This window comes from Parahoeflea halophila (genome assembly GCF_900220985.1).
Taxonomy (GTDB): Bacteria; Pseudomonadota; Alphaproteobacteria; order Rhizobiales; family Rhizobiaceae; genus Hoeflea; species Hoeflea halophila.
Genome location: NZ_OCPC01000004.1, coordinates 279,002 through 296,040 on the forward strand (window position 1 = coordinate 279,002; position 17,039 = coordinate 296,040).

Genomic DNA, 17,039 nt, shown 5'->3' on the forward strand with positions numbered 1-17,039 from the left:
GGCCGGTGAAGTTGCCCGGAACGCTGGCATTATAGATGTAAGTTGAGGCTTACCAAGCGAATGGCCGCATCAGCCTCGCCGCACAAAGAAGGGGATTCGGCGCGATAAAGCAACCACAGAGTGAAACCCGCCTGCGTCAGGCCGGAGCCCGCAGCAGGATTGGCAGGACGGCCTCCCAGCCTGTTGTTGCGCTTGCGAAGCTCATTCCGTACCGTTCGCTCCGCAAATGGGGGAGCTTTGCCATGCATGTCTTGATCAGCGGTGCCGCAGGAATGATCGGCCGCAAGTTTACAGCCGCGATAGCCTCGACCGGCACGCTGGGTGGAGAGACCGTGACCGAATTGACGCTGGCCGACACGATGGAACCTGAACAACCCGACGGTTTTTCCGGCGAGGTGACTAGCCTGGCGCTCGACATCTCTGATCCGCAAGCCGCAGCACGGCTGCTTTCCGGTCGGCCCGATGTGATCATACATCTCGCGGCCATCGTTTCGGGCGAAGCGGAGCAGGATTTCGACAAGGGCTACCGCATCAATCTCGATGGTACCCGCTACCTGTTCGAGGCGGTCCGGCATCAGTCCGCATCCGCAAACTATTGCCCGCGTCTGGTCTTTGCCTCGTCGGTGGCCGTCTTCGGGGCGCCGGTGCCCGATGAGATTGACGATGAATTCCTCACGGCACCGCTGACCAGTTACGGCACCCAAAAAGCCATCTGCGAGCTTCTATTGCAGGACTACACCCGGCGTGGCTTTTTCGACGGGCTGGCAATCCGCCTGCCGACCATCTGTATCCGCCCCGGCCGGCCCAATGCGGCAGCATCGGGATTCTTCTCGTCCATTCTGCGCGAACCGCTGGTCGGCAAACCGGCGATCCTGCCCGTACCTGATACGGTGCGGCACTGGCATGCCAGTCCCCGGGCTGCGGTCGGGTTCCTGGTCCGTGCCGCGACGATGGACACCGGCCCCGTCGGTCCTCGCAGGGTGCTCAACATGCCCGGCGTGTCGGCGACCGTAGCCGAGCAGATCGAGGCCTTGCGGACGGTTGCCGGAGACGCGGCAGTGGCGCTGATCCGGCGCGAGCCGTCGCCCGAGATCATGCGCATCGTCTCCACCTGGCCGCGCGGTTTTGCTGCTGACCGCGCCATAGCACTCGGCTTTCGCGCCGAGAGCTCATTCGAAGAGATCATCCGTATTCACATTGAAGATGAAATGGGCGGTGAGCTCTGAACCCGGGCGGGATCAGCTCACCTGTGCCGTAACCTCGATCTCGATCAGCATCTCCGGACGGATCAACTGGCATACGATCATGGTGGCCGCGGGGTCGATGCCTGCCAGATGCTCCTTCAGCACCGGTGCCACGGCGTCGAAGTGTTCCGGCTTGGTGACATAGTACCTGACCCGCACCACGTCGCTCAGGCTGGCATCTACCGCGGCCAGCGAGGCCGCGATGGTGGTGAAGCAATTGCGCGCCTGGTCGGCGACATCGGCCGGCATTTCCATTGCCGTGTAGTCGTAGCCGGTGGTGCCGGATACATGCACGAACGGGCCTTGCCGGATAGCGCGGGAATAGGCTGCCGCCTTTTCGAACGGCGAGCCTGTGGAATGTTTGCGTCTATCACTCATCTGGTGCCCCCTTGCCGCTGCAGCCCTTAGCTGTGCGCCCAGTCCATGTAGAGCTCACGGGTCTTGCGCCCGACCGGCCCGGCCTGCAATTCGCGATCCTCGATACGAATCACCGGAACCACCTTGGAATGGTTGCCGGTCGAGAAGATTTCGTCCGCCTCCATAAAGTCGGCGACCGAAAGCGTCTTTTCCACGACCTCGGTTCCGGCCTCGCGCAGCAGCTTGATCGCGCGCGAACGGGTGATGCCGGTCAGGAAGGTGCCATTCGGCGCCGGGGTGAACACAACGCCGTCCTTGACCATGAAAATGTTGGATGTGCCGGTCTCGGCCACATTGCCGAGCATGTCGAGCACCAGCGCATTGTCGAAGCCGCGTGACTTGGCCTCCATGACCGCGCGGCCATTGTTGGGGTAGAGGCAGCCGGCCTTGGCATTTGTCGGAGCGGTTTCATAGGTCGGGCGACGGAACGGCGAGACGCTGACCGAAAAACCGGAAGAGGCAATCATCGGGCTTTCGAACAGGCACAGGCAGAACCGCGTCGACTCCGGATCGGCCGGCACCGACATGTAGCCGCCATGCTCTGCCCAGTACATCGGCTTGATATAGACAGCCGTCTTGCCGTCGAATTTCTTCAGTCCTTCGCGCGCCAGCTCTTGGATCGTCTCGGCTTCCATGGTGGCGCGCATTCCAAGCGCTGCAGCAGAACGATTGACCCGCGCGCAGTGCAGGTCGAGATCAGGCGCCACCCCGTCAAACCAGCGCGCCCCGTCAAACACAGTCGAGCCCAGCCACATGGCATGGCTGACCGGGCCGATCAGCGGCGGATTGCCCTCCAGCCACTCACCGTCGACATAGGTCCAGGTCTTGGTGCGGGCTTGGGTGTTGACGGTCATGAGGGCCTCCTGCCAGTTGCTTTCTCTTGTCCGACATTCGAACGCAGGCGCCATCGGCGTCAAGTCACCGCACAGCCTCAAACACACAGGAATCCGTCAATAGCACGATCCTTGCGCCAACCCGGCACACCAGGAAACAATTGGGCACACCCGGCGTTGCCATCTGATGTCCGGTTGACGCTTGACTGTTGCAGTGCAACACGGGCATCGTAAGCACCATGCATGAGGAAACTTGAAATGGCCTATGCCGCCTACATCTTTGACGCCTATGGAACCCTGTTTGATGTTCATTCCGCCGTGCGCCGCCATGCCGAAGCGGTCGGACCGGACGGACAGCTTCTGTCGGAAATCTGGCGCGCCAAGCAGCTGGAATATTCGTGGACGCGGGCGTTGATGGGGCAGTGGCGTGATTTCTGGGCGCTGACCGAAGACGCACTCGATTATTCCTTCGAACGCATCCCCAGTGCCGACAAGAGCCTGAAGCCGCAATTGCTCGAGGCCTATTTCAAGCTCGACTGCTATCCTGAAGTCCCGGCGGTTCTCAAGGGACTCAAGGCCGGCGGCGCACGGGTCGGGATCCTGTCCAACGGCTCGGAGAAAATGCTGGACTCTGCTGTCAGAAATGCCGCGCTCGACACCGTCATAGATGATGTTTTCTCGGTTGACGAGCTAAAGACCTTCAAGACCGATCCGGCCGTCTATGACATGGTGACAACGGCTTACCGGCTCTATCCCGGCGCCGTGTCGTTCCAGTCATCCAATCGCTGGGATATCGCCGGTGCTACGAAATTCGGCTTTCGCACGCTCTGGATCAACCGGGCAAGAATGCCTGACGAGTACCGCGACCTGTCGCCGTCAATGATCCTCCCGGACCTCAACGGCGTAGACTAGAGAACTTGCTTCATCTTAGAGGAGAAAAGGGCCGTCTTCGACAGGTGCACGGGCTGCGCTGGTGCGGTCATTCTCTCGGGCGGCAATGGCAAATTTTTTACAGCACGAGCGGAACGATTAGTTTGCTTCATCGTTGAAAAAGCGCATTCAAAGAGAGCTTATTTCAGCCATGTCGAAGCAATGGGATTACTACAACATGGTGGGATTTGCGCCCGAGACGGATCCGCCCGATGATCTCGAGCGTCTGTCAGTCGTTGCAGCTGAAACCGCGCTGTTTCTCGATTTCGACGGAACTCTGGTCGACATAGCTCCCACCCCTGACGCCATTACGGTGGACGGGTCGCTGAAATCGCTGCTCACAGATCTGAACCGGCGCCACAACGGTGCGGTCGCCATCGTCTCAGGTCGCAACCTTCAGGAAATTGAACACTATCTCGGGGATTGTGCGCCGACCGTTTCGGGTGGCCATGGCGCAGAGTTGCGTCACGGAGGCGAGCATCTCCATGGTGTCAAATGCGATGCCGATCGTCTTGATCACATCAAGAAGGCGGTGAAGGAATTTGCCGTACTCGATCCGCGGGTAATCGCGGAGGACAAGAGCTTTGGCATCGTTCTTCATTTCCGCCAGCATCCGGAACTCGAGTGCAAGGTGCGCGATTTCCTGACCATTCTTGTTGGCGAAGATGATGCTTTTGAACTTCAGTCAGCCAAGATGGCTGTCGAGATCAAGCCGAAAGGCATTTCAAAAGCCGACGCCATCGGACGAATCCTGGCGTTCAAGGAATTCTCAGGCCGCAGCATCATGTTTGCCGGTGATGATGATACCGATGAAAGTGCCTTCTCCTGGGTCAACCAGCAGGGTGGAGTCACAGTCAAGATCGGGGAAGGGCCAACCTGCGCCCGCTACAGGACCCATAGCCCTTCCACATTCAAAGCCTGGTTGCGCGAACAGGTCGAAGCCGGGAGATCGTAGGCATGGGACGACTCGTAATTGTGTCCAACCGGGCCCCGTCGGTGGATGGAGCCGGTGACTCGGGTGGATTGGTTGTAGCACTCAAGGACGCACTGAGTCAGCAAGGTGGGCTGTGGATCGGCGGCGCGCCAAAGCAGAGCGAAAACCCGGCGGACGAACTGAACTTCCACCAGCGCCCCGATTTCGAGATTGCGCTGTTCGAGTTGGAGCCAGAGCTTTACCGCGATTATTACCTCGGCTACTCCAATTCGGTCCTCTGGCCTGCCTTGCATGGCCGGGTCGACCTCATTGATGTCCAGCCGCATTATTCCGCCGCCTACCGCAAAGTGGCACGGCGGCTGGCCAGGCAGATTGCGCGGATCGTTACGCATGACGGTATGATATGGGTGCACGACTATCAGCTGATACCACTGGCTCACGAGCTCAGAAAGCTGGGTGTGACCAGCCGTATCGGCTTCTTCCTGCACATTCCCTTGCCGGACCTTCAAACCTTCAAGGCGATCCCGGAGTGGCAGGAACTAGCCGGATGCCTCGCCGACTACGATCTGCTCGGTTTGCAGACCCAACGCGACCTCGGCCACCTGATCAACATCTTTCGCCATACCCTGCGCGGCGAGCTCCGCCCAAACGGCAACATGGGCATCAATGGCCGTGAAGTGGTCCTGGGTTGCTTCCCCATTTCGATCGACGTCCGCGGCTTCAGGCAACTGGCTGTCGACGGCGCAGCCCGAACTGCGCCTCCATCGGTGCCCAGGCTGATCGGGGTCGACCGGCTGGATTACTCGAAGGGGCTCCCGCAGCGGCTGCTCGGCTACGAAACCTTTCTCAGCCAGAACCCGGAGTTTTGCAACAAGGTCGGCCTGTTGCAGATCGCTCCCCCCACGCGCGACGATGTCGATGCCTACAAGGCCATCAGATCGGATCTGGAGCATCTCGCCGGTCGGATCAACGGCCGCTTCGGAACCATCGAATGGACCCCGGTGCAATACATCCACCGCGCTCTGCCACGCGACGATCTGGCCGTGCTGTACCGTTACTCGCGAGTGGGATTGGTCACCCCATTGTTCGACGGGATGAACCTGGTGGCCAAGGAATATGTGGCAGCTCAGGATGAAGCCGACCCGGGTGTGCTGATCCTGTCGCAATTTGCCGGTGCGGCCGAAGAGATGTCCGATGCGCTAATCATCAATCCACACGATCCGCAAGATGTCGCCGACGCCATCAGGACGGCTCTGCAGATGCCGCTGGCCGAGCGCCGGCAACGGCACGGAGCGCTATACTCCCACCTGGAAAAGCACGATGTCGCCCATTGGAGTGCAGCCTTCCTGAAACGACTGCTCGCGATCGAGAAAGCCGATGCGGAGTGGCTCGAACGATTTGCACGCCTTGAACCGGTATCAAGGACCGGTTGAGGCGGGGCTTCCAAGGCGCTTTCGCGTGCACGCCGGTCAATTGCGGTCACTGTGGCAAGTTCGCCACAAGACTAGCGTGGGAAAGTCACGATCGGAACCCAATTGTGGCCTGCGCGTTGAGTCGGGCCGGGGGGATCCCTGGACGGACAGTGACACGCATGATCATCTTACAGACCTGAGGACTTCCCGCGACCATGACCGGACCCAATGACCATAACCTGACCGCGACCGGTCCTGCCGGGCGTGATGCCCTGTCGCAAGCCCTTTCTCGCCGCCGGTTTCTCGCGCTTGGCTCTGCCGCTGCGGCAACCCTCGCAGGCTGTGCTGCGCCGCAGACCACCGAGCGGTTCGTGAATGAAACCGCGCCGGTTTACCGTGTCCCCGAGAACCGCAATGCAGGTCTTGCCAGGACTTCGCCGCTCTATGACAGCATGTACGGCCCGAAACTTGACGAGCAGTTTCCGCTGCCGGCCATTCCCTACTACGAGATCGATCCCGCCTTTTTGCGCCAGGAGGTTGCGGATCCGACGGGTGAAAGGCCTGGCACCATCGTGGTCGATACCGGCCAGCGCTTCCTTTATCTGGTGCGCGAGAATGGCCGGGCCATGCGTTACGGCGTGGGCATCGGCCGTGAAGGCTTCTCGTGGTCGGGCCGCGCCGTGGTCCAGTGGAAGCAGAAATGGCCAAAATGGACCCCGCCTGCGGAAATGATTGCGCGCCAGCCCGAACTCGAGCCCTACTCGGCGGAAAATGGCGGCATGGCGCCAGGTCTCGACAACCCGCTCGGTGCACGAGCGCTCTATATCTTCCAGAACGGCGAAGACACCCTCTACCGCCTGCATGGCAGTCCCGAATACAAGTCGATCGGCAAGGCCGTTTCGTCGGGCTGCGTCAGGCTGATCAATCAGGATATCTGCGATCTTTACGACCGCGTTCCGACACGAACCCCGATCCTGGTGATCTGACCGTTAGCGCGAGGACTTAGAAGAACATGGTTCGGTTGAGTCCTCCCCGCAGTTCATGCTATCGGGCAGGTTGATCGAGCCCGCAAGCTGACCCCTAGGCTTCGGTGTCCGAAGACCGGGAGAATGCGCAATGGGACGGCGTTTCAGCATGGTAGCCGCAATCTCGGCTCTGCCGGTGCTTCTGGGAATCGCAGGCTGCGTTCAGCATGAGGATGGTTGGGCCACCGGTTACCGGCCGGACCACGCCGACAAGATTGCGGTGGTGATGCCGCAGGGTGCGCCGTCAATCTCGCAGCAGTTCTTCCGTGACCGGTCCGGCTATGGGCATGCCGGCATAGATATAGTCGGCCGGATCGGCTCGCCCGTGATTGCAGCGGCGTCCGGACAGGTCATCGTTTCCTATTTCGAGCCGGCCTACGGCAACCGGGTGACAATCGATCACGGACCAAACTCGGCTGGTTTGAGAACCATTACCGTCTACAAACACCTCAACAGCCGGGCGGTATCGGCAGGCGACCGGGTCGAGCGCGGCCAGCATATCGCGACACTGGGCAACACCGGCGGACTGGCTGGCGGCATTCCACATCTGCATTTCGAGGTCCAGCGCGAGGTGCGGCCAAAAGTCCTGAGAGCGGTTGATCCGCACACGATGTGGGTAAACGGCGTTGGGCAGGTCAGTTGCTTTGATCCGGCCACGTCATACGACTTGGCACAATTCGGAGCAACCTATCCGGTCCCCTGCAACTGATCCTGTTCAGCAGCAGTCGTCCCGGGAGCTGCAAAGAGATCAGAACCCTTTCTTGAGCGATCCCAGAATACCCCGGACCAGGGCCCGGCCCAGCGACGTGCCCGCCGAACGGGCAACCGACTTGATGACGGCTTCCGTCACGGTCTGGCGCTGATAGCCGGGGCGTCTGCGGCTCGAGCTCTTTCGCCTTCGGGATGACCTGCTGCGGCCGCGATCATCCTCGTCGTCCTCGTCGCCGTATCCGGGCAGGGTCCAGCGGCGGCTTTCAGGCCGTTCCCTTTCCTGCTCCTCTTCCAGGCGGCGTTCCTCTTCCTCCGCTTTCGCCGCTTCTTCGGCGCGCCGTTGCAGCATCTCGTGCGCACTGTCGCGATCGATATCCGTGTCGTACTGGCCTGCGACCGGGCTGACTGCCATCACCTTCTGCCGCTCGGCCTCGGTCAACGGGCCAAGCCGCGAAGAGGGCGGGCGTATCAGCGTCCGCTCGACCATCGAGGGCACGCCCTTGGCACCCAGCGTCGACACCAGCGCCTCGCCGACACCGAGCTGGGTGATCGCTTCATAGCAATCAAAAGCCGGGTTGGGACGAAAGGTTTCCGCTGCCACCTTCACCGCCTTCTGTTCCCGCGGCGTATAGGCCCTGAGCGCATGTTGCACCCGGTTGCCGAGCTGCGAGAGCACGCTGTCAGGTACATCAAGCGGGTTTTGGGTCACGAAGTAGACACCGACGCCCTTCGAGCGGATCAGCCGCACAACCTGTTCGACCCGGTCGATCAGGATCTTCGGCGCCTCGTCAAACAGCAGATGCGCTTCGTCGAAAAAGAACACCAGCCGCGGTTTGTCCGGATCGCCCACCTCTGGCAATTCCTCAAACAGTTCCGACAGCAGCCAAAGCAGGAAAGTGCCGTAGAGCCGCGGATTCATCATCAGCTTGTCGGCGGCCAGCACGGAGATCGCACCGCGCCCGTCGTTGGTGGTGCGCATGATGTCGGAAATCTTCAGCGCCGGCTCACCGAAGAAATGCTCGGCGCCCTGCTGCTCCAGCACCAGCAGTCCGCGCTGGATCGTCGACAGCGACTGCTTGGTGATGTTGCCATACATCGCCGAGAGCTTTTCGGTTTCGCCCGCCATGTAGGAGAGCAGCGAGCGCAGATCCTTGAGGTCGAGCAGCGGTAGCCCGTTCTCGTCGGCCAGTTTGAAGGCGATGTTGAGCACGCCTTCCTGCGCATCCGACATGTCCATCAGCCGCGCCAACAGCAGCGGTCCCATCTCCGATATCGTGGTGCGGACGCGGTGGCCCTTTTCACCGAACAGATCCCAGAAAATGACCGGGAACTCCTGGAACTCGTAGGGATCCAGCCCGATCGTCTGAGCACGTTTTTCCAGGAAGTCCTTGTGCTCGCCCATGGCGGCAATGCCCGAAAGGTCGCCTTTGACATCGGCGCAGAACACCGGAACTCCCGCATTGGAAAAACTCTCGGTCAGGATTTGCAGCGTCACGGTCTTGCCGGTGCCGGTGGCGCCGGTAATCAGGCCGTGGCGGTTGGCATATTTGAGGTCGAGATACTCGCCCTTGTTGATGCTGTCGTCGGGGTTGCGGCTTGTGCCGACGTAGAGCTTGCCTTCTTCGAGCATGTCGTCCTCATTGTGCGCCGGGTCCGGCGATGGGCTTTCGCATGCGCCGCGCGCAAGCATCGGTGCCCACTTATAGGCAAGCCCAGTCCCTCGAACAATGCTTCTCGTCAGCCCCTGTGATAGTGTGGGGTCGCGCGGCGGGTTCCGAAAGCCGCTGGTCCGGCCGCATCGTGAGCTTGCGCCAGCCTCGGGAAAGCTTCTCGGTCTAGCTTCAAAAGGCTGATTGTCAGGGGAATATCGGGCACCATGAAGCATGGGGCAACAACCAGGCCTGAAGACATCTGCCGGCCAATATGGTCGGCGGAGCGGTTTCTCTGTCGCAGACCCCGGAAGGGAGCCGCATCATGAAGGTCGTGATCCTGGCAGGCGGCCTGGGCTCGCGGCTTTCTGAGGAAACCCACCTGCGGCCGAAGCCCATGGTGGATATCGGCGGGCGGCCGATCCTCTGGCACATCATGAAGCTCTACCACACCCACGGCTTGCGCGACTTCGTCATCTGCTGTGGTTTTCGCGGTTACGTGATCAAGGAATATTTCGCCAACTATGCGCTGCACATGTCGGACATGACCTTCGACATGTCCGACAACACGGTTCATTTCCACCGGCAGAGCGCCGAAGACTGGCGGGTGACACTGGTCGACACCGGCGAAAACACCATGACCGGGGGGCGGCTCAAGCGTGTGGCGCCCTATCTCGCGGGCGAAGAAAACTTCTGCTTTACCTATGGCGACGGCCTCTCGGATGTCGACATTTCCGCCACAGTCGATTTTCACAAGGCCCATGGCAAGCTCGCAACGGTGACGGCAGTGCGGCCGCCGGCGCGATTCGGTGCGCTCAAGCTCGATGGCGATACGGTTCAGGGTTTTATCGAGAAGCCGGAAGGTGAGGGCGGCTTCATCAATGGCGGTTTTTTCGTGCTCTCCAACCCGGTGCTTGACTGGATTGAGAACGACCACACAAGTTTCGAAGCGGAGCCTCTTTCTAGAATCGCCGAAGCAGGTGAACTGCGGGCCTTCTTTCACCGCGGCTTCTGGCAACCGATGGATACCTTGCGCGACAAGACCATGCTTGAGGCACTTTGGACACAGGGGCGTGCGCCTTGGAAAAGCTGGTGATCGCCGGGCTTCCTGATCGCAATTTCTGGCGTGGACGCAGGGTGCTTCTCACCGGCCACACCGGGTTCAAGGGCGCGTGGCTGCTGTTCTGGCTGGAGGCCATGGGCGCACGGGTAACCGGCTGCTCGCTGTCGCCGGACCGGCCCGAAGCGCTGTTCTCGCACCTGCACGCAGCGGAGCGGTTGGCAAGCGAGATCGTCGACATTCGCGATCCCAAGGGCCTGGCTGCGCTGGTCGCGCGCACCGAGCCGGAAGTTGTTCTCCATCTCGCAGCCCAGTCGCTGGTGCGTCGCGGCTACAGTGAGCCGCACGCAACATTTGAAACCAATGTCTCGGGCACCAACAATCTTCTGCGAGCTATTGCCGAGGTAAAATCTGCAAGCGCGCTCGTCGTCACCACCACCGACAAGGTCTACCGCAACTGCGATGATGGCAGGCCCTTCGTTGAAACCGATCCGCTGGGCGGGCATGATCCCTACTCCGCCAGCAAGGCGGCTTGCGAGATGGTGGTCGACGGATGGCGCAGCCGCCTCGCGGATGAAGGATGTGCCGTTGCAACCGCGCGCGCCGGAAACGTCATCGGCGGCGGCGATTGGGCCGAAGACCGGCTGATCCCCGACGCAGTCCGGGCCTGGTCGTCCGGCCGGGTCTTGCAGGTGCGGCGCCCCGATGCAACCCGGCCCTGGCAGCACGTGCTGGAGCCGCTGCGTGGCTATCTGGTGTTGGCCGAACGATTGGCGTCGGGACAGGATACAGCCCCGGCGTTCAACTTCGGACCGCGTTCGGAGAGCGCATCCGTTCGCAAGGTCCTGTCCCTTGCAGCAGAGCAGTTTGGTGCCGTGCGAACCGAATTCGCCGAGACCTCGCAGGGACCTGCCGAGGCACACGCGCTGGCGCTTGACCCAAGCCTCGCCGAAACGGTCCTCGCAGTCCGGGGGCTTTGGGACCTGCAGCAGACCGTCACCCTGACAGCCGGTTGGTACCGGGCATTTCTGGCTGGTCGTCCGGCAAGGGATCTCTGCGAGGCGGATTTGACCGCCTGCCTCGACACTGTCCGGCGCGCGTCTATGGCTGGCATCCGGTGAGCGCTTCGCCCTTCATCCTCACACCCTTGATGCCCGAGCAATCCGGTGGCCCGGCGCTGGTCGAGCGCAAGCCATTTGTCGACCAGCGCGGTGCCTTCGCCCGGATTTTCTGTTCCGCTGCGCTCAGCCAAATCGGCTGGCCCGGTCCGGTCGCGCAGATCAATCACAGCCGGACGGACAAGGCCGGAACGCTGCGCGGGCTGCACTACCAGCGTCCGCCCCATGCCGAAGCCAAGCTGGTCGTCTGCATTCGAGGCGCAGTTCACGATGTTGCCGTCGACATCCGTGAGGACAGCCCGGCCCGGTACCGGCATGTCGGCGTGAAGCTGTCCGCAGAAGCGGGGACTGCCATCTACATTCCGGAGGGCTTTGCGCATGGCTTCCAGGCGCTAACCGATGATGCGGAACTGGTCTACATTCATTCCGCGGCCTACAATCCCGCCTGCGAGGCGGGCCTCAGACATGATGACCCTGCGCTTGCCATTCATTGGCCGCTGCCGGTCACCGGCATCTCGGCGCGCGATGCGGAGCACCCGATGATAGGTCCGGCAGGGCAGACATCATGATGCAGTGCAGACATTGTGGCAGCGCGGGGTTCATCCCGTTTCTTGATCTGGGGGAAGCGCCGCCCTCCAATTCCTATCTCGATGCGGCAGACCTGGCCCGCCCGGAAAAGCGCTACCCGCTCGTAATCCGCACCTGCACCGAATGCTGGCTGACCCAGACCAAGGATTTTGCCGACCGAGAGGAGTTCTTCTCCGGCGATTATGCCTATTTCTCCTCGTTTTCGAAAACCTGGCTGGAGCATGCCAAAGCCTATGTCGGAGCCATGCGTGACCGGTTTGGTCTCGGCCCGGAAAGCCTGGTGGCCGAGGTCGCGGCCAACGACGGCTATCTGCTGCAATATGTCTGCGAGCTTGGCATCCCCTGCTATGGCATCGAGCCGACCCGCAGCACGGCCGCCGCCGCCCGCGCCAGGGGCGTCGAGATCGTCGAGGAGTTTTTCGGCAGTGAGCTTGGCTCCAGGCTGGCACGAGAGGGCCGCCAGGCCGATCTGATTGCCGCCAACAATGTGCTGGCCCATGTCCCCGACATCAATGACTTTGTCCGCGGCTTTGCCAAGCTTCTCAAGCCCGCAGGCGTGGCGACCTTTGAGTTTCCGCATCTTTACGAGATGGTACGAGGCAACCAGTTCGACACCGCCTACCACGAACACTACTCCTATCTTTCATTGATCGCGGTTGCGCGTATACTTCGGGCCAATGACCTGATGGTCTTCGATGTGGAAACAACGCCGCATCATGGTGGCAGCCTAAGGGTTTTTGCCTGCCGCAGCGACCATGCAGCCCATCACGTAATGCCGGCGGTCAGGGCCATGCTCGAGATCGAGCATGAAGCAGGAATGAATGCCGAGCCCTTTTATGCCGGTTTCCAGGCCAGCGCCGAGGCTGCGCGGGACGGTTTCCGGGCATTCCTTGCCGATGCGCGCAAGGCCGGGCTGAAAGTGGCCGCCTATGGCGCCGCGGCCAAGGGCAACACCTTGCTCAACTTCGCGGGCACGGAGGCAGATGAGATCGCTTTTGTGGTCGATCGCAATCCGGCCAAGCAGGGGCGCTACATGCCCGGTTCGCGCATACCAATCGTCGGTGAAGACCGGCTTCTTTCCGACCAACCTGACAGGGTGGTGATACTGCCATGGAACATCGAGACCGAAATCAGGAGCCAACTGGCCTATATCAGCGATTGGGGTGGACAGTTCGTGACCGCGATTCCGCAACTGCGGATCAGAAGCTAGGCGAGAAGGTCGAAATCGAGCTCACCGGCAAGAGCGGATGGATCGAACTCGATGCGACCCGCAACTCAAACGCCTGATCACGCATTTCCAAGCCGGGCGGCAGCAGCATCACGCCACGTCTTCTTCTCTTCCATGCCGGATTATGGGCATCCGGGTGTTTGCCGTGCCAGAATGTTGGTAGAGGCACATGCCAGTCATCGAGTCCGGTGCATTTTGTGCGAGCAATTATCCATGAAAACGTTTGTTGAAAAGCTGAGTGGCGGCAAGAGAGCCCGAATTATTTGCCCGGCCTGATTTGCCGGGCCGGGGAGCCGCTATTTCGACGAAACAAGGCGCAATTCGCGCACGACAAGGGTGTTTTCATGCTCTCAACATCACCAGCGCTGCATCTCGTATGCGGCAAAATAGCATCCGGAAAATCGACGTTGACTGCGAAACTTGGCGCCATGCCGGGTACGGTTGTCATTGCCGAGGATGACTGGCTGGCAGCGCTCTACTCGGATGAGATGTCATCGATCTCCGATTATGTGCGGTGTTCGGCAAAGTTGCAGGCAATCATGGGCCCCCATATCGTCTCGCTTTTGACTGCAGGTGTGTCGGTGGCGCTGGATTACCCGGCAAACACGGTCGCCAACCGGCTGTGGATGCGCGCCATCATCGATGTGACAGATGTGGCCCACAAGCTGCATTTCCTCGATGTTCCGGATGATGTTTGCAAAGCGAGAATGCGCGCCCGAAACGAAGGCGGAGATCATCCGTTTGCTGTTTCGGATGAACAATTCGAGAAGATATCCAAGCACTTTGTCGCCCCGACGCCTCAAGAGGGCTTCAACATCGTTACCCACCGTCCCGACGATCAGGCATAGTTACCGTGTGATCGTCGGGCGCATTGCCGCTCAGGCAGGGCCGCTATGCCGTGTCCGGGACAGGATCCAGAAAAAATAGCGGTTGGCGGAATGCGCCAAATTTGCCATGTGTTGAGCCTACACAATTGAGAGGTTGGTCATGCGCACGGTCTATGTCAACGGAAACTATGTGCCGGAAGATGAGGCCAAGGTCTCGGTATTTGATCGCGGTTTCCTGTTTGCCGACGGCATTTATGAGGTTGCTTCCGTGCTCGGCGGCAAGCTGATCGATTTTCCGGCCCATATTGCGCGGCTGCACCGTTCCGCCGGCGAACTTGGGATGCGTATCGATGTCACCGACGAGGATCTGCTCGCCATTCACCGCGAGTTGGTAAGCCGCAACAATGTCGAGGAGGGCGTGGTCTATCTGCAGATGACCCGCGGCGCCATCGACCGCGATTTCCTGTTCGATACCGACAAGCTGACACCGACGCTGGTCCTGTTCACCCAGTCCCGCCCGCTGATCGACACCGCGGTCGCGAAAAACGGCATGAAGATCGTCTCCATCCCGGATCTGCGCTGGGGCCGCTGCGACATCAAGACCGTGCAGCTCCTCTACCCGTCCTTGGGCAAGATGGAAGCCAAGGCCCGAGGCGCCGACGATGCCTGGATGGTGCGCGACGGTGTTGTCACCGAGGGCACCTCGAACAACGCTTTCATAGTCACGAAAAACGGCGCAATCGTCACCCGACCGCTGTCGCACGCGATCCTGCCCGGAATCACCCGCGCCGCCCTGATGGCCTATTCCGAGGCCAATGGCACCAGCATCGAAGAGCGTGAGTTCACCATCGAGGAAGCAAAGGATGCCGCCGAGGCGTTCATTTCGTCGGCTTCGGTCTTTGTCGGTCCGGTCATCTCGATTGATGGTGTGGAACTGTCGGGCGGCAAACCCGGCCCGGTGACGCTCGGTCTGCGCAAGACCTATATCGAGGAAAGCCTCAAGCGGGCGCTTTGATCGCGAATCTGTGAATTGGAGCCGGGCCGCAAGGTCCCGGCTCCGCTCGCGTCTTCAGACCGATTTGATGGCGCCGCCGTCGCAGCGGATCATGGACCCGTTGATGTAGCTCGCCCGGGCGCTGACGATGAAGGCAGCGGTGTTGGCGAACTCTTCCACCGCGCCGTAACGCCCGACAGGGATTTCCTTCTGCGCGGCCTTGGAGACCTCGGCGACGTCCTTGCCGGTGCGCTCTGCATTGGCGGCATCGAGCTGTTTCAGCCGGTCTGTTCCAATGCGGCCAGGCAGAAGCATGTTGAAGGTAACGCCGTCACCGGCGGTTTCGTTGGCCATCGATTTCGACCAGCCGACGAGCGTGGCTCGGAGTGCGTTGGACAGTCCCAGATTGGGGATCGGCTGGATCACGCCGGAGGAGGCCACCGTCAGCACCCGGCCCCATCCCTGGGCCCGCATGCCCGGCAGGAAACGCGCGGTGATATCCATCACGCTCATCACCATGATTTCGAACTGGCGGTGAACCACAGACAGGTCTGCTTCGCTCATCAATCCCGGAGGCGGACCACCGGTGTTGTTGACGAGGATATCCAGGCCGCCGAATTCGCTCTTCACGGTCTGCTCGAGCAATTCCGGCGTGCCCTTGTCGGACAGATCGGAAACCACGAACCGGGCCTTGCCCGCACCGCGCGCGTTGATGGTGTTGACCGCTGCCTCAAGGCGCTCGCCGTCGCGGCCGGTGATCAGCACATCGGCGCCTTCTGCGGCGATGGCTTCGGCGATGCCGAGCCCCAGTCCGCGTGATGACGCCAGCACCAGAGCCCGTTTTCCTGTCAATCCAAGATCCATGAAGTCTTTCCCTGTTTGCCTGTTGCCTGCTAAAGCCTTGCCTATCAGTTGCCGCCCGGGACGCAGAACGTCAACCCCTGCCGCCGGGCAGACGGGGCAGCCAAATCCAGGGAGAACCCTTAGCGTGGTCGAGATTACCATTCCGAAGCCTGATGACTGGCACCTGCACCTGCGCGATGGCGCCATGCTGGAAGGCGTTCTGCCTTACAGCGCGCAGCATTTTGCCCGCGCAATCATCATGCCGAATCTGGTTCCGCCGGTGGTGACCAGCGCCGACGCCAGAGCCTATCGGGATCGCATCATGGCGGCCTTGCCGAAGGGGCTCGACTTCACCCCATTGATGACGCTGTACCTGACCGAAGGTACCGACCCGGCAGATGTCGCCAGCGCCCATGCGTCCGGTTTGGTGACGGCGGTGAAGCTCTACCCCGCCGGTGCCACCACCAATTCCCATTCCGGTGTCCGCGATCTTTCGAAGGTCATGCCGGTTCTGGAAAAGATGGCCGAGATCGGCATGCCGCTTTGCATTCACGGTGAAGTCACCGATTCATCGGTGGACATCTTCGACCGCGAGGCGGTGTTCATCGAGACCGTGCTCGACCCGCTGCGTGCGAAACTCCCGGAATTGAAGATCACGCTCGAGCACATCACCACATCCAACGGCATCGCTTATGTGACGGGTGCGGACGCCAATCTGGCCGGCAGCATCACGACCCATCATCTGATGATCAACCGCAACGCCATCCTCGCCGGCGGTATCAAGCCTCATTATTACTGCCTGCCCGTTGCCAAGCGCGAGAGCCATCGTCTGGCTTTGCGCAAGGCGGCGACCTCGGGCGACACGCGGTTCTTTCTCGGCACCGATTCCGCGCCGCATGTCGACCCGCTGAAGGAATGCGGCTGCGGCTGTGCCGGTATCTTCACCTCGATCAACACCCTTTCCTGCCTTGCCCATGTGTTCGAGGAAGACGGCGCGCTCGACAAGCTGGCCGGCTTCGCCAGCCTCCACGGCCCGGCCTGGTACGGCCTGCCGGTCAACAGCGAGACGGTGACACTCGCAAAGCGTGATCACCCGGTGACCTGGCCCGATAAGATCGAAACCGGGGACGGGCCTGTCACCGTGTTCGACCCGCTGGTGCCCATCCACTGGGAAGTTGCCTGAACACGCTTTTAACCGGCGGTCCGAACTGATATCTGGGTTGCCA

General features: G+C 61.0%; 17 protein-coding genes. 13 read left to right on the forward strand and 4 right to left on the reverse strand.

The window, feature by feature from the left end; all coding sequences use genetic code 11:
- The first annotated feature begins 242 nt into the window (after positions 1-242).
- The gene (gene denD, locus CRO46_RS14610) at positions 243-1,226 is read left to right on the forward strand and encodes a D-erythronate dehydrogenase (protein WP_097108521.1); all 984 of its coding nucleotides are present in this window, start codon (positions 243-245) and stop codon (positions 1,224-1,226) included.
- A gap of 12 nt (positions 1,227-1,238) precedes the next feature.
- Here denD and CRO46_RS14615 read toward each other — a convergent pair whose 3' ends face one another.
- Both CRO46_RS14615 and CRO46_RS14620 read right to left on the reverse strand, forming a co-directional pair.
- Positions 1,239-1,622 (reverse strand): RidA family protein, encoded by a 384-nt coding sequence (locus tag CRO46_RS14615; protein WP_097108522.1) that lies wholly within the window; start codon positions 1,620-1,622, stop codon positions 1,239-1,241.
- A 26-nt stretch (positions 1,623-1,648) separates the two neighbouring features.
- Positions 1,649-2,515: a branched-chain amino acid aminotransferase gene (locus CRO46_RS14620; protein WP_179759075.1), complete on the reverse strand. Its 867-nt coding sequence runs from the start codon at positions 2,513-2,515 to the stop codon at positions 1,649-1,651.
- Between the two features lie 237 nt (positions 2,516-2,752).
- Between CRO46_RS14620 and CRO46_RS14625 the strand changes: the two genes are divergently transcribed.
- The 5 genes from CRO46_RS14625 (at position 2,753) to CRO46_RS14645 (ending at position 7,504) form a co-directional block, all read left to right on the forward strand.
- Complete coding sequence (locus CRO46_RS14625) at positions 2,753-3,406, forward strand: haloacid dehalogenase type II (RefSeq protein ID WP_097108524.1); 654 nt, start codon at positions 2,753-2,755, stop codon at positions 3,404-3,406.
- A 169-nt stretch (positions 3,407-3,575) separates the two neighbouring features.
- Complete coding sequence (gene otsB / locus CRO46_RS14630; protein WP_097108525.1) at positions 3,576-4,379, forward strand: trehalose-phosphatase; 804 nt, start codon at positions 3,576-3,578, stop codon at positions 4,377-4,379.
- Between the two features lie 2 nt (positions 4,380-4,381).
- Entirely contained in the window at positions 4,382-5,791 is a 1,410-nt protein-coding gene (locus tag CRO46_RS14635) for an alpha,alpha-trehalose-phosphate synthase (UDP-forming) (RefSeq protein WP_097108526.1), read from the forward strand.
- 194 nt (positions 5,792-5,985) lie between these two features.
- A complete protein-coding gene (locus CRO46_RS14640) occupies positions 5,986-6,756 on the forward strand; it encodes a L,D-transpeptidase (protein ID WP_097108527.1) in 771 nt (256 codons plus the stop codon).
- A 130-nt stretch (positions 6,757-6,886) separates the two neighbouring features.
- Positions 6,887-7,504, forward strand: a complete 618-nt coding sequence (locus CRO46_RS14645) for a M23 family metallopeptidase (RefSeq protein WP_097108528.1) — start codon at positions 6,887-6,889, stop codon at positions 7,502-7,504.
- A gap of 39 nt (positions 7,505-7,543) precedes the next feature.
- On the opposite strand, the gene CRO46_RS14650 is transcribed toward CRO46_RS14645, so the two are convergent.
- The gene (locus CRO46_RS14650; protein ID WP_097108695.1) at positions 7,544-9,136 is read right to left on the reverse strand and encodes a helicase HerA-like C-terminal domain-containing protein; all 1,593 of its coding nucleotides are present in this window, start codon (positions 9,134-9,136) and stop codon (positions 7,544-7,546) included.
- Positions 9,137-9,480: 344 nt separating this feature from the next.
- On the opposite strand from CRO46_RS14650, the gene rfbF reads away from it, so the two are divergent.
- From rfbF to CRO46_RS14680, 6 genes are all read left to right on the forward strand, one after another.
- Positions 9,481-10,251 carry a glucose-1-phosphate cytidylyltransferase gene (rfbF, locus tag CRO46_RS14655; protein ID WP_097108696.1) on the forward strand — a complete coding sequence of 257 codons (771 nt, stop codon included), beginning with the start codon at positions 9,481-9,483 and terminating at the stop codon, positions 10,249-10,251.
- Complete coding sequence (gene rfbG, locus CRO46_RS14660; RefSeq protein WP_097108529.1) at positions 10,236-11,336, forward strand: CDP-glucose 4,6-dehydratase; 1,101 nt, start codon at positions 10,236-10,238, stop codon at positions 11,334-11,336. The genes rfbF and rfbG overlap by 16 nt, the downstream gene beginning before the upstream one ends.
- Positions 11,333-11,902, forward strand: a complete 570-nt coding sequence (locus CRO46_RS14665; RefSeq protein WP_342171040.1) for a dTDP-4-dehydrorhamnose 3,5-epimerase family protein — start codon at positions 11,333-11,335, stop codon at positions 11,900-11,902. The genes rfbG and CRO46_RS14665 overlap by 4 nt, the downstream gene beginning before the upstream one ends.
- On the forward strand, positions 11,902-13,131 hold the full coding sequence (locus tag CRO46_RS14670) for a class I SAM-dependent methyltransferase (protein WP_097108697.1): 1,230 nt from the start codon (positions 11,902-11,904) through the stop codon (positions 13,129-13,131). Before CRO46_RS14665 ends, CRO46_RS14670 begins: the two co-directional genes overlap by 1 nt.
- Positions 13,132-13,493: 362 nt before the next feature.
- Positions 13,494-13,997 (forward strand): P-loop nucleotide/nucleoside kinase family protein, encoded by a 504-nt coding sequence (locus CRO46_RS14675; protein ID WP_097108698.1) that lies wholly within the window; start codon positions 13,494-13,496, stop codon positions 13,995-13,997.
- A 139-nt stretch (positions 13,998-14,136) separates the two neighbouring features.
- On the forward strand, positions 14,137-14,991 hold the full coding sequence (locus tag CRO46_RS14680) for a D-amino-acid transaminase (RefSeq protein ID WP_179759076.1): 855 nt from the start codon (positions 14,137-14,139) through the stop codon (positions 14,989-14,991).
- Between the two features lie 54 nt (positions 14,992-15,045).
- Here the strand turns inward: CRO46_RS14680 and CRO46_RS14685 are convergent, their stop codons facing one another.
- The gene (locus CRO46_RS14685; RefSeq protein WP_097108532.1) at positions 15,046-15,834 is read right to left on the reverse strand and encodes an SDR family oxidoreductase; all 789 of its coding nucleotides are present in this window, start codon (positions 15,832-15,834) and stop codon (positions 15,046-15,048) included.
- Positions 15,835-15,958: 124 nt separating this feature from the next.
- On the opposite strand from CRO46_RS14685, the gene pyrC reads away from it, so the two are divergent.
- Positions 15,959-16,996: a dihydroorotase gene (pyrC, locus tag CRO46_RS14690; protein ID WP_097108533.1), complete on the forward strand. Its 1,038-nt coding sequence runs from the start codon at positions 15,959-15,961 to the stop codon at positions 16,994-16,996.
- Positions 16,997-17,039 lie beyond the last annotated feature (43 nt).